At 67.3% G+C, this 18,435-nt stretch carries 19 protein-coding genes and 3 tRNA genes; 9 read left to right on the top strand and 13 right to left on the bottom strand.

The genetic code is table 11. The features are described 5' to 3' along the window. Window positions 1–21: 21 nt before the first annotated feature. Window positions 22–822: an ABC transporter permease gene (locus tag ACWDTI_RS03150; protein ID WP_449736942.1), complete on the top strand. Its 801-nt coding sequence runs from the start codon at window positions 22–24 to the stop codon at window positions 820–822. Window positions 823–855: 33 nt separating this feature from the next. Here ACWDTI_RS03150 and ACWDTI_RS03155 read toward each other — a convergent pair whose 3' ends face one another. Next, on the bottom strand, window positions 856–1,617 hold the full coding sequence (locus ACWDTI_RS03155) for a LysR family transcriptional regulator substrate-binding protein (RefSeq protein WP_449736586.1): 762 nt from the start codon (window positions 1,615–1,617) through the stop codon (window positions 856–858). A 48-nt stretch (window positions 1,618–1,665) separates the two neighbouring features. Between ACWDTI_RS03155 and ACWDTI_RS03160 the strand changes: the two genes are divergently transcribed. Continuing rightward, window positions 1,666–2,052 (top strand): DUF5997 family protein, encoded by a 387-nt coding sequence (locus ACWDTI_RS03160; protein WP_449736943.1) that lies wholly within the window; start codon window positions 1,666–1,668, stop codon window positions 2,050–2,052. 100 nt (window positions 2,053–2,152) lie between these two features. On the opposite strand, the gene ACWDTI_RS03165 is transcribed toward ACWDTI_RS03160, so the two are convergent. After that, window positions 2,153–2,225, bottom strand: a tRNA-Arg gene (locus ACWDTI_RS03165). 43 nt (window positions 2,226–2,268) lie between these two features. Then, a tRNA-Ser gene (locus ACWDTI_RS03170) sits at window positions 2,269–2,357 on the bottom strand. A 120-nt stretch (window positions 2,358–2,477) separates the two neighbouring features. On the opposite strand from ACWDTI_RS03170, the gene hisC reads away from it, so the two are divergent. Further along, window positions 2,478–3,542, top strand: coding sequence for a histidinol-phosphate transaminase (gene hisC / locus ACWDTI_RS03175; protein WP_449736587.1), 1,065 nt, complete (start codon window positions 2,478–2,480; stop codon window positions 3,540–3,542). A 31-nt stretch (window positions 3,543–3,573) separates the two neighbouring features. Here hisC and ACWDTI_RS03180 read toward each other — a convergent pair whose 3' ends face one another. Next, the gene (locus ACWDTI_RS03180) at window positions 3,574–4,581 is read right to left on the bottom strand and encodes an alpha/beta hydrolase (protein WP_449736588.1); all 1,008 of its coding nucleotides are present in this window, start codon (window positions 4,579–4,581) and stop codon (window positions 3,574–3,576) included. Window positions 4,582–4,919: 338 nt separating this feature from the next. On the opposite strand from ACWDTI_RS03180, the gene ACWDTI_RS03185 reads away from it, so the two are divergent. Next, window positions 4,920–5,363 carry an acyl-CoA thioesterase gene (locus ACWDTI_RS03185; protein ID WP_449736944.1) on the top strand — a complete coding sequence of 148 codons (444 nt, stop codon included), beginning with the start codon at window positions 4,920–4,922 and terminating at the stop codon, window positions 5,361–5,363. A gap of 13 nt (window positions 5,364–5,376) precedes the next feature. Here the strand turns inward: ACWDTI_RS03185 and ACWDTI_RS03190 are convergent, their stop codons facing one another. Then, window positions 5,377–6,624: a hypothetical protein gene (locus ACWDTI_RS03190; protein WP_449736589.1), complete on the bottom strand. Its 1,248-nt coding sequence runs from the start codon at window positions 6,622–6,624 to the stop codon at window positions 5,377–5,379. 13 nt (window positions 6,625–6,637) lie between these two features. Continuing rightward, a complete protein-coding gene (locus ACWDTI_RS03195; RefSeq protein WP_449736590.1) occupies window positions 6,638–7,744 on the bottom strand; it encodes an acyltransferase family protein in 1,107 nt (368 codons plus the stop codon). Window positions 7,745–7,786: 42 nt separating this feature from the next. On the opposite strand from ACWDTI_RS03195, the gene ACWDTI_RS03200 reads away from it, so the two are divergent. Next, complete coding sequence (locus ACWDTI_RS03200; protein ID WP_449736591.1) at window positions 7,787–8,821, top strand: magnesium transporter CorA family protein; 1,035 nt, start codon at window positions 7,787–7,789, stop codon at window positions 8,819–8,821. Between the two features lie 13 nt (window positions 8,822–8,834). Here ACWDTI_RS03200 and ACWDTI_RS03205 read toward each other — a convergent pair whose 3' ends face one another. After that, window positions 8,835–9,506 (bottom strand): winged helix-turn-helix transcriptional regulator, encoded by a 672-nt coding sequence (locus ACWDTI_RS03205; RefSeq protein ID WP_449736592.1) that lies wholly within the window; start codon window positions 9,504–9,506, stop codon window positions 8,835–8,837. Window positions 9,507–9,658: 152 nt separating this feature from the next. Between ACWDTI_RS03205 and ACWDTI_RS03210 the strand changes: the two genes are divergently transcribed. Continuing rightward, complete coding sequence (locus tag ACWDTI_RS03210; protein WP_449736593.1) at window positions 9,659–10,468, top strand: class I SAM-dependent methyltransferase; 810 nt, start codon at window positions 9,659–9,661, stop codon at window positions 10,466–10,468. A 96-nt stretch (window positions 10,469–10,564) separates the two neighbouring features. Then, the gene (locus ACWDTI_RS03215; RefSeq protein WP_449736594.1) at window positions 10,565–11,581 is read left to right on the top strand and encodes an alpha/beta hydrolase; all 1,017 of its coding nucleotides are present in this window, start codon (window positions 10,565–10,567) and stop codon (window positions 11,579–11,581) included. Window positions 11,582–11,817: 236 nt separating this feature from the next. Here ACWDTI_RS03215 and ACWDTI_RS03220 read toward each other — a convergent pair whose 3' ends face one another. The 4 genes from ACWDTI_RS03220 to ACWDTI_RS03235 all read right to left on the bottom strand — a co-directional run bounded on the left by ACWDTI_RS03220 (window position 11,818) and on the right by ACWDTI_RS03235 (window position 14,923). Next, window positions 11,818–13,038 carry a multidrug effflux MFS transporter gene (locus tag ACWDTI_RS03220; RefSeq protein ID WP_449736595.1) on the bottom strand — a complete coding sequence of 407 codons (1,221 nt, stop codon included), beginning with the start codon at window positions 13,036–13,038 and terminating at the stop codon, window positions 11,818–11,820. A 235-nt stretch (window positions 13,039–13,273) separates the two neighbouring features. After that, the gene (locus ACWDTI_RS03225; RefSeq protein ID WP_449736596.1) at window positions 13,274–13,795 is read right to left on the bottom strand and encodes a hypothetical protein; all 522 of its coding nucleotides are present in this window, start codon (window positions 13,793–13,795) and stop codon (window positions 13,274–13,276) included. Between the two features lie 232 nt (window positions 13,796–14,027). Beyond that, window positions 14,028–14,240 (bottom strand): hypothetical protein, encoded by a 213-nt coding sequence (locus tag ACWDTI_RS03230; RefSeq protein ID WP_449736597.1) that lies wholly within the window; start codon window positions 14,238–14,240, stop codon window positions 14,028–14,030. A 597-nt stretch (window positions 14,241–14,837) separates the two neighbouring features. After that, window positions 14,838–14,923: transfer RNA gene (locus ACWDTI_RS03235), tRNA-Ser, on the bottom strand. 94 nt (window positions 14,924–15,017) lie between these two features. On the opposite strand from ACWDTI_RS03235, the gene ACWDTI_RS03240 reads away from it, so the two are divergent. After that, a complete protein-coding gene (locus ACWDTI_RS03240; RefSeq protein WP_449736598.1) occupies window positions 15,018–15,980 on the top strand; it encodes an NAD(P)H-quinone oxidoreductase in 963 nt (320 codons plus the stop codon). Window positions 15,981–15,999: 19 nt separating this feature from the next. Here the strand turns inward: ACWDTI_RS03240 and ACWDTI_RS03245 are convergent, their stop codons facing one another. Next, complete coding sequence (locus ACWDTI_RS03245) at window positions 16,000–16,461, bottom strand: MarR family winged helix-turn-helix transcriptional regulator (RefSeq protein ID WP_449736599.1); 462 nt, start codon at window positions 16,459–16,461, stop codon at window positions 16,000–16,002. A 116-nt stretch (window positions 16,462–16,577) separates the two neighbouring features. Continuing rightward, window positions 16,578–17,774 (bottom strand): aminotransferase class V-fold PLP-dependent enzyme, encoded by a 1,197-nt coding sequence (locus tag ACWDTI_RS03250; RefSeq protein WP_449736600.1) that lies wholly within the window; start codon window positions 17,772–17,774, stop codon window positions 16,578–16,580. Window positions 17,775–17,867: 93 nt separating this feature from the next. On the opposite strand from ACWDTI_RS03250, the gene ACWDTI_RS03255 reads away from it, so the two are divergent. Continuing rightward, entirely contained in the window at window positions 17,868–18,428 is a 561-nt protein-coding gene (locus tag ACWDTI_RS03255; protein WP_449736601.1) for a bacterial proteasome activator family protein, read from the top strand. The last annotated feature ends 7 nt before the right edge of the window (window positions 18,429–18,435 follow it).

Consider the following 18,435-nt stretch of genomic DNA (forward strand, 5'->3'; position numbering starts at 1 on the left):
CCCGACACACGTGCCGCGGGGATCTCCGATGCCCTGCGCGCCGAGTACCGCAAGTTCACCTCCACCCGGATGTGGTGGGTGTTGCTGCTCGCGATGGTCGCCTACCTCGGTTTCATCGCGGTGGTCCTCGCCTTCTCGATGACCGCCGACATCGAAGGGCAGGCGCGGCCGCCGCTGACCGGAGCCGATCTCGCGGGCGCCCTCTACTCGTTGGCCAGTCCGATGGGCTATGTCTTCGCCCTGGTCATCGGGAGCCTCGCGGTGACCGCCGAGTTCCGCCACAAGACGATCACGTCCACGCTCCTCATCGAGCCGCGTCGAACGCTCGTCGTCGTCGCCAAGCTCGTCGCCGCCCTTCCGATCGGCGCGCTGTACGGCGTGATCGGAACCCTTGCGGTCGTCGCGGGATCGGCTCCGTTGCTGGCCTGGCGGGGTGACGGCGCCTATCTGTCCGACGGTTCGATCATCGAGATCATCGCGCTGTCCATGCTGGTGATGGTGTTGTGGACGGCGCTCGGCGTCGCATTCGGGACGGTCGTACCCAATCAGGTCGCCGCGCTCGTCATCCTGCTGGTCTTCACCCAACTCGTCGAACCGATCGCCCGGATCGCGCTGGCCTCCCTGGATGCCACGTCGGGAATCGCGAAGTTCTTACCCGGCGCCGCCGCCGACGGGTTGATCGGGACGAGTTTCTACTCGGCGATGGGCACCGGCTCGATGGACTTGTTGCCCCAATGGGCGGGTGGGGTGGTGCTGGTCGCCTACATCGTCGTCTTCGCGGTCATCGGCCGCTGCACCACGTTCCGCCGCGACATCGTCTGACGACGGTTCGGGGCGCCTGATCGAACCTCGACGTCAACGAGGACGACGAGCCTTGCGGCTCTTGGCTCTTCCCAATCCCGGCACCTTGCCCGCAGCCTCCCGGGATGCGCGTTTGGCGGCGGCCTTCTCCTTCGCCGACCGTTTCGGTGCCGGATCCGATGCCCCACGCGACGAGGTGGCCTTGCGCCCGCGGACGATTCCGATGAACTCCTCGGCCAACTCGGATGTCGGCGCGGGCCACAGCAGACCGACGGTGCTCGTCGGGATCCCGGTGACCGGGCGATAGTCCAGATCGCGGCGGTGGTGCAGCCGGGCCAGCGACTGCGGGACCAGCAGCACCCCGACACCGGCGGCCACGAGTTCCACGGCATCGGCGGTCGTCTCCGGGCGATGCTCGACGGCGATTCCGGGGCGATCGGCCACCGCGAGCGGTTCGTCGAGCGGCCACAGCACGTTCTCGTCGGCGAGGTCGGCCGGCGACAACTCGTCACCTGCGGTGAGCACATGATCTTTTCCGACGACGACCACCGTCGTCTCCTCGTAGAGCGTGATGGTGTGGTGCGGACCGGGATCCGAGTGGGTGAGCGCGTCGGGCAATCGGGTGATCGCCATGTCGACGCGGCCGTCGCCGATCGCGGCGGCAGTGTCTGCGACCTCGACGGCCACCAGTTCGAGCCGCACATCCGGGTGGCGCTCACCCCAGATGCGGACCCACTTCCCGGGCGTCGTGCCCGGCACGTACGCGAGCCGGAACACCGTGGCGCTGGGCTGGTCGGGATCTGCCGGCGAACTCACGCCCCGAGGCTACCGCGGAGATACGCTGCGACCATGAGCTCGCAGTCCATGAAACCGGCCACCGCCGCCAAGAAGCTCGACGTCTATCTGCCGGCGACGCCCGATGAGTTCCGCTCCGGGCCGATCACCCGTGCGGAGTTGGCCTCCTTGCAGGCAGATCCCCCGTCGTGGTTGCGCGATCTGCGCGCCAACGGACCACACCCGAAGAACCTGGTCGCCGCCAAACTCGGGATCTCGAACTCCGGGCTGATCCGCGGTGAGGTGACCGAAGCGCTCACCACCGACCAGATCAACGCCTTGCTCGACGAGATGCCCGAGTGGCTCGCCGCCGAACGCTCCAAACACGTCGAGGTGCTGCGCGAGGAGCGTCGGGTGAAATCCCTCCACGCCGACCGCCGGCGCGCGGCTGACGAGCAGTCCGGAGACTCCGCGTAGCCACAGCTGACGCCCGCTGCCGGATCCGCACCGGGGCGACGTTCTTGCCTCAACAGAAACACCCCGCACCTGTCGACACAGGTGCCGGGGTGTTTCTCTGTGCGCCCGTAGGGATTCGAACCCCAAACCTTCTGATCCGTAGTCAGATGCTCTATCCGTTGAGCTACGGGCGCGTGCTATTCACTTGTTCCTGCGGTCGGCGTGACCACAGGTCGGCGGAGGCGAGAGGATTTGAACCTCCGGTCCCGTTTTAGCGAGACAACTCATTAGCAGTGAGTCCCATTCGGCCGCTCTGGCACGCCTCCTTGCGGAGTCCTTTCGAACTGCCGAAGCAGAAGGTTACACACCCGCGCCGCGCGGAAGCAAACCGCGAGCGCAGCGGCACTGTTTTGGCTGGACAGGCCCCACGGTCCTACATTTGACGGGTGACCCTGCGCATTCGTCCCGACCTCGACGACCTGCCCGTCTACGTGCCCGGCAAGACCTTCCCGGGTGCGGTGAAACTGGCCAGCAACGAGGTGACCGACGGACCGTTGCCGAGCGTCCGGGACGCGATCGCGGCGTCGGCGGCGACCGCGAACCGCTACCCCGACAACGGGATGGTGGAGCTGACCGCGGCCCTCGCCAAGACGCTCGGCGTCACCGAGGCCGAGATCCAGGTCGGTTGCGGGTCGGTGATCCTGTGCCAGAACCTGATCACCGTCACCAGCGGGCCCGGCGACGAGGTGATCTTCGGCTGGCGGTCGTTCGAGACATATCCGCTGGCGACCCGGGTGGCCGGGGCGACGCCGGTGCAGGTGCCGTTGACCGGCGACCTCGTCTACGACCTCGAGGCGATGGCCGCGGCGGTCACCGACCGCACGCGCCTGATCTTCGTCTGCAACCCCAACAATCCGACCGGGACCGTCGTCGAGGCCGCGGATCTGCGGGCATTCCTGAACGCGGTCCCCTCCGACGTCGTCGTGGCCCTCGACGAGGCCTACTTCGAGTACCTGCGGCTCGGCCCGACCCAGGCATACGACGCGATCGCCCTGCATCGGGAGTTCCGCAATCTGGTTGTGCTGCGGACGTTCTCCAAGGCCTACGGGCTCGCGGGCCTGCGGGTCGGTTATGCGATCGCCGATCCCGAGGTCATCACTGCGCTGGGGAAGGCCCACGTTCCGTTCTCCGTCAACAGCCTCGCGCAGGCGGCCGCGGTGGCCTGCCTCGACGCGGCGGACGAACTGCTCGCCCGCACCGACGCCGTCGTCGCGGAACGGGTGCGCGTGACCGGCCGGCTGCGGGAACTCGGCTATCGGGTGCCGGAGTCGCAGGCGAACTTCGTGTGGATCGAACTCGGTGAGGACACCATCGATTTCGCGACGGCCTGTGTCGAGGCCGGTGTGGTGGTGCGCCCGTTCGCCGGCGACGGAGTGCGGGTCACGGTGACCAACCCGGCCGAGGACGACGTCTTCCTGGCGTTCGCGGAGCAGTGGAGCCGCCGCGCCTGACCTCGGGTGGCCCGGCGCTTCGGCGCCCGACTCAGAGGTCGCGTGAGATGGTCTGCCACGCGACGGGCAGATCCTGTTCCCAGTACACCCAGTTGTGCGTGCCGATCAGATGGAAGCCTTCGGTGAACGGAACGTTGTTGGCGCGCAACGTCGCAGCGAATTCCAGCGAGCATCGCCACGCGCCGAGTTCCAGTGCCGAACCCGCCGCGGTCGACACCTGGGGTGGACCGTCCTTGGGATCGCGAGGGATGGTGAGATCCAGCGGACCTATCGCACCCGAACCCGCAGACAGGAAGATGTCCTTGCCGCGCAACCGATCCAGATGCAGGCTCGGATCGTGCGCCGACCAGTTGGCGGAGCCGAACGGCCCCCACATGTTGGTGGCATCACCACCGCTCTTGGCGACCGTACTGCGCACGTATGCCTGATTGACCGGTCCCGACACCGGCGGACACCCGGACAGGGATGCGATTCCCCGGTAGAGGCTGGGGTGGCGGATGCTGAGCGCGAACGCCGACTGCCCGCCCATCGAGAGTCCGATGACCGCGTTGCGGCCGGTGCCGTGGAACTGCGTGTCGATCAGCGGCGGCAGCTCCTTCGTCAGGAAGGTCTCCCACTGCGGCTTGCCCAGTTTCGCGTCCTGGTGCAGCCAGTTCGTGTAGAAGCTTCCCGCTCCGCCAGTCGGGAGAACGACGTTCACATTCTTGTCGGCGAAGAACCGTCCGGCACGGCCCTTGGTGATCCAATCGCTGACGTTCTCACCGGCGTCGGCGCCGTCGAGCAGATAGACGGTCGACCGGGGTCCGCTGCTGTTCTGCGGGGTGAGCACCGACACCTTGACCTTGCCGCCCATGGCCGGGGAGCGCACCCAGATGTCGGTGCGCAAGGGGCTCAGGCGGGTCAACTTGGAGATCTGGGCGACCTCGTGACGAGGTTCGGCATGGGCGATGGGTGCCATGGTCCCGCTGAACGTGGTCGCAGCGAACGTCGTCGTGGCGGCGATCACTGCTCCCGCGACCACCGCGAGGCGCCTCGGCATCACTTCTTCTCCCTCCGGGGCCGCACATCGGGATGCACGTGCGGTGCACTCCGATCGGGCCGATGTGGGCGAGGGTACCTGGGCAATGTGTCGGGGAGAAGTCGACGGCGCGCCGACGATGGGCAATCCCACACGGTCGCCGCCGTTGTGCTCGGCCCTCGCGCACTCACCAGATGTCCTCACCGATTCGGCTAACCTCGGACGGACTGTCCGGTGCGACCGTCAACGGCCTGTCGGCGTCCTCGCGCCAGGCAGCGCCGACCCGGTGGCACCGTCTCCGACCTCACGTGACCGGGAGAACGATGTCCGCCGCAGACCAGCGACATGAACCGCCTCAGATGACCGCGCACCCCGGACTGGCACCGGGCGAGTTCGCCTTCACCGCGCAGGTCCCGGTTCGCTGGTCGGACATGGACGCCTTCGGACACATCAACCACGCGCGGATGGTGACGCTGATGGAGGAGGCCCGGATCGCGTGGCTGCTCTCCGCCGGGGAGGAGTTCACGCCCCTGATCACCAGCGCGATGATCGTGCACGTGGAGATCCGCTACCAGCGGCAGCTCCGCCACGACGACTCACCGTTGCGGGTGGGCATGTGGATCAAGGCCTTCCGGTCGGTCGACTTCACCATCGGCTACGAGATCCGCGCCGCCGGCGACGACGCGTCGATCAAGCCGGCGTGTGTGGCGAGCACGCAGATGGCCGTGGTCGACATCGAAGCGCACACCCTGCGGCGTCTCACCGACGAAGAGAAGGGCTATCTGCGGTCGTGGACGCGATGACCGTCCAGCGGCACTACGACGGCTCGTAACGCGCGGGCAGTTCCCGCGGCACCGCGGGCGAGATGCGGGCGATGTTGCCCTGCAGCACATCTCGGTACACCCGCAGTTGCTCCTCACCGGACCGGACCTGTTCGGTGAGACGCTTGGCGTTGTCGACGGAGATCTCCCGGTCGCCCGATCGACCGATCAACGCCTCGATGCGGTCGTCGATCGTGGTGGCCCGGTTGTACTCGGCGAGCACCCGAAGCTCCACGGCGGCCGACTCGACCACCGAGGCCACCTCGCCGAGCGCCTGCACCCGGTCGATGAGTTCGGTCCACACCGGCCGCAGCGCGGTCTCGCGTCGGTCGATCTGCTCGGCGAGGCCCGGGTCGAAACCGGCGTTGGCCTTGGCCCGGTCGAGGTCGATGCGCACCGCCCGCAGCGCGATCACGTCGGCGGCGATCTCGGCGAGTTCGGCATGCAGGTTCACCTGGGTGCGCTGGATCTCGAAATGATCGGACAGCCACGCGGGGTTGCCGACGATGCGGTCGTAGTAGTGACCGGAGAGAAACAGCAGCGTCTCGTAACCGTCGACGAAGCCGGCGCCGCCCGGGGTGGCCCGACTCGCCGTGGAGGGTTCGGTCTCGGGTGCCAGGATCTGCCCGGCCCACTCACCGGCCTGCGGATAGCCGGACTTGGCGGCGACCTGGCCGACCACGCCGGCCAGCCGGTCCAGCGCCGCGTTGCCGGCACGCCGCATGTAGCCCGACGAGTTCACATTGGGTGTCGGCGTGCACACCAGGCCGCCGAACAGCCGCTCCCGTTCCTGGATCTCGAGGTAGACGTTCTCGCGGCGTTCACGGCGGATGGCGCGCGAACTCCCGCCGAACACCCCCTTGCCGGTGACGATGATCTTGCGGGCGTCCTCGCGACGGCGGATCAGCCCGTTCACCCGATTGCGCATCACCGCCGTGACGACACCGGGAACCACCGGGTTCGCCAGTTGATGCTCGAGTTGGGCGATCGCGCGTTGCAGCCGTCGGAGATCTCCGAATCCGCCGGGCAGCACGGGCACCGGCAGCCCGGTGGAGATGCGCCGAACGATGATGGCCCGGCCGGCGGGGGTGATGAATCCGCTGGCGATCAGGATCGCGGCGATGTCGGACAGTTCCGGACGTTCCCCCGGCAGACGCGACTGATCGCACCAGGCGCGGATCTGCGCGCTGGATGTGATCTCGGTCCGCAGGTCGGGCCGCCGGTTGTCCACCACGCGGTCCATCGTACCTGCGGGTTCAGTGGTGACCCGGGGTTCTCGCACGCCAGAGCGGGGACGTCGCCCGGTGCAGGCACCACGCGATGGGCGTCCCGATCGCCGTCGTCGCGACGAACACGACAACCGTCGAGCCGTGGAACACCCCGTACCCGAGGACATCGGTCACGACCTCGAGCACCACCACGTGGACCAGGAAGAACTCGTAGGAGATCTCGCCGAAGGCGACCATCGGGCGGCTTCCGCACATCCGCGCCCACCCGTCGGATCGGTCACCCACGGTCAGCGGACCGATCAGACCGACGGCCACCACGGCGTAGAGGAGGTGCTTGACGATGGTGGCCGACGCGGAGTCGGGGGTGATCGTCGGCTCGCCGGCGATCGACGTCGCCGACAGCAGGAACGCCGCCAGCGCGATCGCCACCGACGGTGCCGCGGGCCAGCGACGGATCAGTCGCGCAGCCACCGCCAGTCCCATCCCGGCGGCGAACCAGCCGAAGAACGCGGGCGCCCACAGCCGTGCCGTCGGGTTCACCCCCGCCGATCCGGCCACGGCCACCGACCAGATCGGCGAGACCAGCAGCAGCGGAAGGATTCCGGCGATCAGCAGATCCGGGCGCCACCGGCGACGGCACACCACCGCGACGAGACCGTAGGCGATGATCGGCAACACCAGGTAGAAGACGACCTCGGCGGCCAGACTCCACATCTGGGTCAGCCCGGAGTGCAGGTGCCCCTCACCGTAGACCTGCGTGAAGGTCATGTTGCGCCAGAAACCCGACCAGCCGAGTCCGGTCGGCGACGCGTCGGGCGGCTCGTAGAACCCATAGAGCAGATAGACCGCGATCACGGTCACCCAGTAGGCGGGCAGGACGCGCCGGGCCCGGTGCCAGAAATACCGTCCGGTCGACGGCATCCGACGTCCGTCGGCGAGCGCCGCGACCCAGGGCGTGAACAACAGGTAGCCGGAGAGCACGAAGAAGATCGCGACACCGACCTCGAAGCGGGACAACAGCCGGCCGACGTAGTCGTCGGTGTAGTGGCCGGTCCAGAACGCGGCGTGGGTGAGACACACCGCGAGCGCGGCGACGGTGCGGATACCGGTGAGGGACGGTATCCGTGCGGCCATGCCTGAGATCCTGCCAGGGCCGGCGATGGCAGGATTGGGCGCATGTCAGAACGTATCCGGGGCCAGATCTGGCGGGACGGCGCAACGGTCGACGGATTCGAGTTGAGCAAACTGTCGGAGTGTCTGGACGAACCCGGCATGCTGATCTGGGCGGATCTGGAGTGTCCGACACACGAGACGATGGCCGATCTCGCCGAGGAACTCGACCTCGACCCGTTCGCCGTCGAGGACACCATCGCCGCCGCCGAACGCGTGAAAACCGTTGCCTACGCCGATCACACGTTCCTCATGGTGTACGCGGTCACCATGCACGAGAAAGGCTCCAACGGAGCCGACGACGAATCAGCCCATGTCACAAGAACTTCCGGCCAGCGACCAACTCTCTTTGACCTGCACCGGATTTCGATCTTCGTCAAGAAGAACGCCCTGATCACCGTCCGCCGCACAAGCGGATTCGACATCGATGCCGTCGTGGCGCGGTGGGCCGACATCGGCGGCGAACAGTACGGGATCGGCGCCCTGCTGCACGGTGTGCTCGACGTCGTCGTGGACGGGCATTTCGATGCGGTGCAGTGCATCGACGACGAGATGGAAGACGTCGAGAGCATGCTGTTCGACGACAAGACACCCGGGCGTACGCTGCAACGCCGAACCTATGATCTCCGTAAGGATCTCGTCCTGCTGCGTCGTGTGGTGCTGCCGATGCGGGAGGTGATCGCCGGAATCCAGCGGCGCCGCTTCGAGAATCACGCGCCGTCCGAACTCGATCCGCACTTCTCCGACCTCTACGACCACGCCCTGCGGGCCGCGGAGTGGACGGAGTCGTTGCGCGACATGGTGACCACCGTGTTCGAGACCAACCTGTCCCTGGCGGACGCCCGGCTGAACACCGTGATGAAGAAGCTCACGGCGTGGGCCGCCATCATCGCCGTGCCGACCGCGATCACTGGCTTCTACGGTCAGAACGTCCCGTACCCCGGCTATGACCGAACCCTCGGATTCGTCACGAGTTCGGCGCTGATGATCGTCGTCGTGCTCACGCTCTACATCAGGTTCCGCCGCCGCGACTGGTTGTGAACCGCCGCCGATGTCACGCCGGGCGAGGGATCGCGGCCGACGATCCCTGCCCGATCCACGCCGGCATCGCGCGGCGTACGCCCGATGCTCCGTCGACACTGATTCGGTTGTCGGCCAACACGGTTGACCATGCCACATCACCGCGCCACACCCGGGTCAGGGTACGGAGGTCGGTGCGGATCGAGGCGGCCACCTCGTATCCGGGATCGAAGTCGCACACCTCCACCTGGTTGTCGACGACCATCCACCACGACGACGCCTTGCCGACCACATCGGTGAAGCAGATGGCCACCGTCGTCCGGCCACGCGGCCACCGGTCCACCGGGATCGTCCGGCGCATGTCCCACAACAACAGATGCGGATCGAGATCGGCGTCGCCGAGTTCAGCGATCCATCGAATTCCCCAGGTACTCAACGCAGTGACGACGTCGTTGAGTTCCTCCCCCTTCTCGGTGAGGGTGTAGACCGACCGGCCACCCACCTCACTGCGGTGCACGACGCCCGCACGCTCGAGTCCGCGGAGCCGCTTGGTCAGCAACGCCGGCGACATCTTGGGCACGCCGCGTCGCAACTCGTTGAAATGCCTACTGCCCAAGAGGAGTTCGCGGATCACGAGAATCGTCCACCGCTCGTCGAGCAACTCCATTGCCTTCGCGACCGGACAGAACTGTCCATATGACGGCATCGCGTTCACCTCCGTCGACCGGTTTCCAGTACACACCCATCGCCGACGTGCGGCCAGTACAGATTCTGTACCGCGGGTGGTTCACATCTTGATCTGGAGACGACGGGGACCATCGCGGGACGCTGGGTACACCATCGAATGAAGGGAACACCATGACAACAACCACCACCGCCTTCGACAAGGAACTCAAGGCTCGCCACCGCGCGCTCTGGGCGTCCGGCGACTACCCGGCGGTCGCCGATCTCATCGCATCGCTCGGCGCGCGTCTCGTCGAAGCGCTCGGCATCACGACGGGTCAGCGGGTGATCGATGTGGCCGCCGGCGCGGGCAACGTCGCGATCCCGGCCGCGGCAACGGGCGCGCATGTCGTCGCGACCGATCTGACCCCCGAACTCCTCGAGGCCGGGGAGGCGGTCACCGCCGACGGCGACATCGTCTGGCAGACCGCCGACGCGGAGGATCTCCCGTTCGACCCCGGCACGTTCGATGTCGCGGTGTCGTGCGTCGGGGTGATGTTCGCGCCGCATCACCAACGCTGCGCCGACGAACTGGTCCGCGTGACCGGCCCCGGCGGACTCATCGGTCTGATCAACTGGACGCCGACCGGGTTCATCGGCCGGCTCTTCTCGGTGATGAAGCCGTACGCCCCGCCACCACCGCCCGGCGCACAGCCCGGGGTGTTGTGGGGCGATGCCGATCATGTGCGAACGCTCTTCGGTGACAAGGTCACCGACCTCGAGACACGCACCGAGTCCGTCGAGATCCACTTCGCCGACGGAACTGCCTTCCGCGAGTTCTTCAAGGCCAACTACGGACCCACCATCGCCGCGTACCGAACGGTCGCCGACGATGCCGCCCGGACGGCCGAACTCGACGACGCCATCGCGCGCCTGGCCGACGGTTACCTGACCGACGGAGTCATGCGCTGGGAGTACCTGCTGGTGACGGCGACCGTCGCCTGAGGGTCACCGCCTTGTCGCGGTCCGGTCTCGCGATTCGGCGAACGGGTCACCGATGCCGCATACTGTCGTGGTACAGATGAGGCAGGAGTGACGAAAGTGACCAGTGTGAAGGTGCGCGCGGCGAACCGGCGGGCACGAGTCCTCGGCGTCCGTGTGGCGGTGGCGCTGGCGGCGTGCGTCGGCATCGTTGGCACGTTGACCTCGCCAGATGCCGCCGCGGCCCAGGATCCGTCGACGCCCCACGTGGTGTCGAAGTACTCGATCCCGGGCCGCGACCGGCTGACGGTGTGGTCACCGGCAATGGGCCGCGCGGTGACCGTCGACATCCAGCACCCCGCCGGCACCGATCCACGACCGACGCTCTACCTCCTCGACGGCGCCGAGGCCCACCCCGAGGAGTCGGGCTGGTACGCGATGACCGACGTCAAGACACTGGCCGCGGGCGAGAAACTCAACGTCGTGACGCCGGTCGGCGATCCGCACAGCTACTACACCGACTGGCGGGCCGTCGATCCGGCGATCGGCAAGAAGTACATGTACGAGACGTTCCTGACCGCCGAACTCCCCCCGATCATCGACGGCGAGTTCGGCGGCAACGGGCGCAACGCGGTCGCCGGCGCATCGATGGGCGGGGTCGCGGCCCTGACCCTGGCCGCACGGCACCCGTCGCTGTATCGCGGGGTCGCGGGCTACAGCGACTGCGCGAACATCTCGAGCCTGCCCAACATGCTGCTCACCCAGTGGGACATCAACCGCGCCGGCGGCAACGCCGACAACATGTGGGGTCCGCTCGGCGACCCGGCGTGGGCCGCCCACGATCCCTACCTGATCGCCGACAAGCTGCGCGGCAAGACGATCTACATGTCGTCGGGCAACGGCGCTCCCGGCAAGTACAACGACCTGCTGAACGATCCGCTCGACGAAACCTTCCGCGGCATCTTCGGCGAGATGGGCACGTACTTCTGCACCGGCCAGATGAGTTCACGACTCTCGGCGCTGGGCATCCCGTACACCACGGCGATGCGTCCGACCGGCACCCACAAGTGGGGATATTGGCAGGACGAGTTGCGTATCTCGTGGCCGATCCTGATGGGGTCGCTCGGGTTGCGGTGAGCCCCAGACCAGAAGGCCAGCGCATGGATGCACTTCCCAGCCTGGCCGGGCGGATCGACCGGCTCATCGACCTCGGCGTCGGCGAGCCGGCCGGCCTGAGCAGATCTCGACGACTTCGGGCCGATACCCGGCGTGGACGTGCCGGATTCGTCGTTCTATCTCGTGACCGGGCTCGGGCAACCGGCACACGTGGCTCGGGTTCGCCTCGGCCGCACAGCGTCTCGGGCTCTGAGCGGTCAGGCGAAGACCTTCTCGCTGTCCGGATGACGGGCCACATGTCGTCGCGCCACCGCGAAACACAGGGTCGCCACGATCGCCGAGCCGACCATGACGATCCCCATCGGCACCGCGGTGTCGTCGCCGGCGAGGCCGCCGAGCGGCGACAGCGCCCCGCCGACCAGGAACATCATCGCGCCGAGGACCGCGCTTCCCGCGCCGACGGCATCGCGGGAATGCTCCATCGCCAGCGCCGCCGAGTTGCCCGCCACGAATCCGAAGGCGAACGCCACGACGAACAGTGGCACCACCAGCAGCGCCGGCTTCGGTGAGGCGGCCGCCGCGAGCACACACGTCGACGCGACGATCAGCACCGGCAGGGCAAACCCGATGGTGCGAGCGGGGTGTACGCGCCGGCGGGAGAGCCGTGCCGAGATCAGGCCCGCCGACGTCAGGCCCAGCGCGTTGATCGCGAAGCCCAGACCGTAGACGACGCTCGAGACACCCAGCACCTCCTGGTACACGAACGAGGAACTCGAGATGTAGGCCATGAGGGCGCCGAAGGCGAACGCCTGGGTCAGCACGTACGCGAGGAACGCCGGACGGGTGAACCGCGTGAACAGATCTCGGTAACCCAACTGGGGCGCCCGTTTGTCGGGGGGAAGGGTTTCGCGCACCGTTGTCACGGCCATGACCAGCTGCAACACGGTGATCGCCAGAATCACGCCGAGCACACCGCGCCACGGCACGTGACCGGCCAGGATGCCGCCGACAACCGGCGCGAGGACCGGCGCGAGACTCTGGATGGTCATCATCAACGTCATCGACCGGGCGCCGGCAAAGCCACGCAGCAGATCGGCGATCACCGCCCGCGCCGTGACCATCCCGCCGGCCGCGGCGAGCGCCTGGACGAAGCGCGCGGCGACGAGGATCTCGATGTTCGGCGCGGCGACGACGAAGACGCCGGCGACGACCGCGCCCGCCGAACCGATGATCAGCGGCCGCCGTCGTCCGAACCGGTCCGACACCGGACCCCAGATGATCTGGCCGACCGCCAGTCCCACCAGGAACGCGGTCAGCGTCAGTTGGACCGCGGTCGCGCTGGTGTGCAGCGACGACTGCACCTCGGGAAACGACGGTAGATAGAGATCCGTCGCAATCGGTGCGGTCGCCGAGATGAGGGCCAGCGCGAAAAGGAGCCGCGGGCCCAACCCCTCGCGGGACGCGGGTGTCGTGCTCACCCGGCGACGATACCGAGGGGTGAGCCGGCGTCGCATGCCACCCAATTCGGTGGCGCGACATCGACCGAGGCCGCCATACCGGCACGAAGTCGCGTGCGAACTCAATTCTGCGCGGAAGCGAGAGGTTTCAACCTGCGATGGTGCTGGTCAGAGGTCGACAAGCGAGCTCACCTGTGGCTTCAGGTCGTCCGAGATCACGCCAGATTGGCATGTTTGGCACCTAGAATGCGCCCTCTCACAGCCGCCGAAGCTTCCCGATATTGTCGGCCGGTGCTGGCTGCCGGCGCAGCATTTTGCGCCACCAAGGCCACTTGACGACGTATCCCATGTCGACCAGCGTCTCTGCGGCTCGACTCGGTGCGTCACGTACGACCACTGCCACTTGCGTACGCCGCCAGTCTTCACGTTCACCAGCCAGAAAGTCCAGGGCATCGCGGACTGACCGGCCGTTCGGCTTGATCCCAAACTCCTCGATGAGCATTGCAAGTACGTCTTCGAGAGGTGGCCGAAATCGCGGACCGCCCACGGGAAAGTGCAGATCACTCAGTACCACTCGCCGCTTCCCGGTCTTGCGCTTCTTCGATCGCGGGGTGCTTTCGCCGGCGTCTGTCATTGCCGCCTCAAGTTCGGGGTGTGTCCCGTGGAACTGGATATGCGCACAGGGCAGCCTGTCTCCAAGGTTCCGCACATACTCGTACCGGAACAGCGGGTTTCGACCGTCCGGCTCCACAAAGACATGGACTTCAGCCTTCTCCACCGCGAGGAATGTCCTATGGCCGTCGAGAACGCACTCGTATCGAACCTCGAGTCGAAGGAGTGGACGGTCTGTCCCGTCACACAGCACCAACCCTGCGGCGGGCTCCTGCCTAACGGTGAACGCGTTGGACCCAGCAACCTCTAGCGCCACGAATGCCGGACACCCGTCACCGACTAACGCTCGCGCGACACGTGTCTGTTGTGATGCAAACCGATCAGCTTGTTCCCGTAGGTCAAGCTCCACTGACAGCTCGCTCGATCAGAAACTCAAGGCTTCTGATGTCCGAAAGCAGGCCTCGTTCATCGGCATCCAGCTCCCATCTGGATGCCCGATCGTCGAGTTCTTCTCGAGTCATCTTGGCGCACTCGATCAGCCTGTCGCGCTCTTCGCGGGCCTCAGCAACACTGAGGTGCCGGAAGTTGCTCGTCGGCAGCGTCGATGTCATGTGAGGTATCTCCATTCGGCGTGTCGTGCACCGTGTGACCAGTGTGACATGGTCGAACTGGCCAGGTGCGAAATCTGGATACATGTCACATGATTGCATTCGTCACCGACAGTCTCGTCTGCGCAGGTCAGACAGGCCACGCTGATCATCATGCCGCCGCTGACCGCATCTTCTGGACCTGCGAGAAACCCGTTCTCGTCATCGCCGGGTACGTCGCGACGATCTCGGCTGGCGCCCAATCTGCGACGCTCGCGGGCGGTTCTCAGCCCGCTACGCACGCCAGGATCAGCTACACGCAATGCGCGTCGACGTCAGCGTTGATGCAATGCAATACGCGCAGATCGTCCTCTGCCTGCTCCATCGCGCCGAGGACGGATCGAGTTCCACGACCTCACGCATACCGCGACCAGCCTCACGCTGTCGACCCGGGGTCAACATTGAGGCGGTCCAGCGGCGGCGCGGTCACGCTTCCGCAGCCATATCCTCGATGTCGACAGCGACCTGTTCGACGACGACCTCGATGCCGTGGGAATCGCCCTACATCAGGCGGTATATGCGGCGAGTGTAGGCAAATCGTGAACAGGCTGGGACTTTGAGCGGAAGCGGAGGGATTTGAACCCCCGGTGCTGTTTAGGCACGCTCGCTTTCAAGGCGAGTGCATTCGGCCGCTCTGCCACGCTTCCCTGCCGAGAAGGCTACTGGAGCAACCGGCTCGGACACGAACCGACCTCGGCGGACATCGCCGTGGCGCGACACCGATGTGACAGCATCGGGAGGGTGCGCGCCATCACCGGAACAGACGAGCTGAGCATCGCCACCCTCCCCGATCCCGAGCCGGCGGCCGGCGACGTGGTGATCGACGTCGTCGCAGCCGGGGTCAACCGCGCCGATCTGCTGCAGCGGCGTGGCCTGTATCCCCCGCCGCCCGGAGCCGTCGACACGCTCGGCCTCGAGGTGTCGGGGCGGATCTCCGCGCTCGGGCACGACGTCGCGGGCTGGTCCGTCGGCGACGAGGTGTGTGCGCTGCTGGCCGGCGGCGGATACGCGGAGAAGGTCGCGGTGCCCGCGGTGCAGGTGCTGCCGAAACCGTTGGGCGTCGACCTGATCGACGCCGCCGCGTTGCCCGAGGTCGCGTGCACGGTCGCGTCGAACCTGCTCAACGCCGCTCACCTCGACAGCGGGGACCTGCTGCTGATACACGGCGGTTCGAGCGGCATCGGCACCCACGCCACTCAGCTCGCCCACGCGATGGACGTCCGGGTCGCGGTGACCGCCCGGACCCCGGAGAAACTCGCACGATGCCGCGCCCTCAGCGCCGACATCCTCATCGACTACACCACCGACGACTTCGTCGAGGTGGTCCGCGACAGCGGCGGCGCCGACGTGATCCTCGACATCATGGGTGCGTCGTACCTCGCTCGGAACATCGCCGCCCTCCGCACCGGCGGCCGTCTGGTGATCATCGGCATGCAGGGCGGCAGCAAGGCCGAGTTGCCGATCGGCGCGTTGATGGCCAAGCGCGCCGCGGTGATCGGCACCACCCTGCGGGCCCGCCCGGTCCACGGCTCGGGCTCGAAGGCCGAGGTGGTCGCCACGACCCGTCGTGTCACGTGGCCGCTGATCGACGCGGGGCAGGTCAAACCCATCATCGACTCGACATTCCCCCTCGCCGACGCCGACGCGGCGCACGACCGGCTCAATAGCGGAGATGCCGTCGGGAAGGTGCTGCTGACCATCTGATCCGAGAGTGCCGGGCGGGTCAGCCCCGCCGCGTGGACAGCCCCTCGCCGATCTTGCGGAACGCGGCGCCGATCACGTCGTACTCCTCATCGGTCAGCACGTCGACGACGAATTTTCGGATCAGCTCGTCGCGCGCCATGACGTGCTCGCGCGTCAGCCGGTGGCCGGCCTCGGTGACCCGCACGAGCCGGTGACGGCCGTCGACGTCCGACGATATCCGTTCGACGGCGCCCGACTCGGTCAGCCGACCGACCTGCCGCGACACCGTCGACACCGACATGTGCACGTCGGACGCCAGCTCGCTGATCCCACGTTCCCGAGCGCCGGACAGCGCCTCGAGCACCCGGAGGTCGGTCTGCGCCAAACCTCGCCTCGAGAGCTCCGCATTGATGGCGGCGAGTAGCGCCCACCCACCGTCGACCACGTCGAGCCACACCGCCTGCTGAGCCGCCGTGAGTGATCGGACCGACTCTTCGGACACCCGGGTATCCCCTCTCGGCGGCTCGACATGTGCACTTGTCAACCAACCTAGACCGAAAACGACCACCGATGCCGGATGTTGAAGTCACATTTTAGTCAAGCGACCCACTTGGCGGTTCAGCCCAGCGAACCCAGCACCCGCACCAGGTGGTCGACCTCGTACGGCGTCGAGTACGGGCCCAGACCGATCGTCACCGCGCCACCGAAATCACCTGCGCCCATCCGCGCCAGCGCTCGGCTCGGCACGTCGGCGAGGGCACAGATCCCGTTGTCGGCGAGCCGCCGCACGACCTTGTCGGCGCCGACGCCGTCGAACGTGAAGCTGACCGCGGGGATCCGGTCGTCGTCGGTGCCGACCAGGTCGACCTGGTTGAGCTGCTGCAGCGTGGTCGTGAGGTAGAAGGTCAGGCGTTGCAGGTATTCGTAGACGCCGTCGAGGGCGGTCGTCAGGCGTCGGCGACGCTTGCCGATGGCATCCTCGTCGAGGCTCGCGAGGTGTTCGACGGACGCGACGAGACCCGCGAGCAGCGCACCGGGGTGGGGTTCGGGTTCCAGGCGGGCCGGTCCCTGCGCACGCGGGTCCATCGAGATGCTCCGGAGGCCGGCAAGCTGCTCGGGACTGCGAAACGCCATCGCGGCCAGTCGCGGTCCACCCCATCGTTCAGCGGAGACGACCACGACGTCGGCGTCGAGTTCGCCGATGTCGAGCGGAATGTACGGGGCGGCGCTGGTCGCATCGACGACGAGCAGTGCACCCGCCGCACGCGCCCGCGCCGCGATCGCCGGGACATCGGTGATCGCGCCGGTGGTCGACGACGCCAGGGTCACCGCGATCACCGCGGTGTGGTCGTCGACCAGGTCGTCGTACTGCCATATCGGCAACGCGCCGGTCTCGACGTCGACCTCGGCCCACCGGACCTGCCCGCCGTAACGGTCGACCACGCGCAGCCACGGCACGATGTTCGGTTCGTCGTCCTGGCGGCTGAGCACCACGTTGCTGCCGATCCACGTGGTGGGGACGATGGCCTCGGTGAGACCGCCGATCAGCGCAGCGCGCGACGGTCCGATGACCACGGCGGACGGATCGGCGGCGACGAGATCACCGACGGCGCGGCGCGCGCCGTCGAGGGTTTCGGCGGTGTCCCGCGATGCCGGGTAGACGCCGCCGGGCGCCGACCCCAGCCGGCGGAAACCGGCCGACACCGCGCTGGCCACCGAGTCGGGAATCTGCATTCCGGCCTGCGGGTCGAGGTGGATCCAGCCGTCGCCGAGCGAGGGAAACAATCCACGCACGTGTGCGACGTCGAAGGCCATGGGACACACCATAGACGTGTGCCGAGGCGGTCCGATGGGGTGTCGGAGAGGCCCGGAACCGGGCGTGGACAGCGGCTTGGGCACAATGGATCCATGACCTCAGGCCAGTTCGGATCCGGCGACCCGCGTTCCATCGTTCCCGGTGGTACCCCCGATGACCACGATCCCGTGGTGATCATGGCGAACGCGGCGGCCGAGTCCAACACCGCCAGCGGAAGCGGCGACGACAAGAACGTCGCCGACATGGTCGAACAGCCGGCCAAGGTGATGCGGATCGGCACGATGATCAAGCAGCTCCTCGAGGAGGTCCGCGCCGCACCCCTCGACGACGCGAGCCGCACCCGTCTCAGGGAGATCCACGAGTCGTCGATCCGCGAACTCGAGGACGGCCTCGCACCCGAGCTGCGGGAAGAACTCGAACGTCTCGCGCTGCCGTTCACCGACGACTCCACCCCGTCGGATGCGGAACTGCGGATCGCGCAGGCCCAGCTCGTCGGGTGGCTCGAGGGCCTGTTCCACGGCATTCAGACCGCGCTCTTCGCGCAGCAGATGGCCGCGCGGGCGCAACTCGAGCAGATGCGTCAGGGTGCGCTCCCGCCGGGCGTGATGGGTACCAACGCACCGCACGGTCCCAGTACCGGGCAATACCTCTGAGCGCACG

The sequence above is a fragment of the Gordonia sp. NPDC003424 genome (assembly GCF_053588655.1).

Excerpts from the sequence above, each read along its gene's own strand:
- ACWDTI_RS03210 (WP_449736593.1), top strand. The coding sequence starts at position 9,659 with ATGACAACAACCACCACCGCCTTCGACAAGGAACTCAAGGCTCGCCAC.
- ACWDTI_RS03230 (WP_449736597.1), bottom strand. The coding sequence starts at position 14,240 with ATGACATCGACGCTGCCGACGAGCAACTTCCGGCACCTCAGTGTTGCT.
- ACWDTI_RS03180 (WP_449736588.1), bottom strand. The coding sequence starts at position 4,581 with ATGCCGAGGCGCCTCGCGGTGGTCGCGGGAGCAGTGATCGCCGCCACG.
- ACWDTI_RS03255 (WP_449736601.1), top strand. The coding sequence starts at position 17,868 with ATGACCTCAGGCCAGTTCGGATCCGGCGACCCGCGTTCCATCGTTCCC.
- ACWDTI_RS03185 (WP_449736944.1), top strand. The coding sequence starts at position 4,920 with ATGACCGCGCACCCCGGACTGGCACCGGGCGAGTTCGCCTTCACCGCG.
- ACWDTI_RS03195 (WP_449736590.1), bottom strand. The coding sequence starts at position 7,744 with ATGGCCGCACGGATACCGTCCCTCACCGGTATCCGCACCGTCGCCGCG.
- ACWDTI_RS03205 (WP_449736592.1), bottom strand. The coding sequence starts at position 9,506 with ATGCCGTCATATGGACAGTTCTGTCCGGTCGCGAAGGCAATGGAGTTG.
- ACWDTI_RS03160 (WP_449736943.1), top strand. The coding sequence starts at position 1,666 with ATGAAACCGGCCACCGCCGCCAAGAAGCTCGACGTCTATCTGCCGGCG.
- ACWDTI_RS03200 (WP_449736591.1), top strand. The coding sequence starts at position 7,787 with ATGTCAGAACGTATCCGGGGCCAGATCTGGCGGGACGGCGCAACGGTC.
- ACWDTI_RS03250 (WP_449736600.1), bottom strand. The coding sequence starts at position 17,774 with ATGGCCTTCGACGTCGCACACGTGCGTGGATTGTTTCCCTCGCTCGGC.
- ACWDTI_RS03190 (WP_449736589.1), bottom strand. The coding sequence starts at position 6,624 with ATGGACCGCGTGGTGGACAACCGGCGGCCCGACCTGCGGACCGAGATC.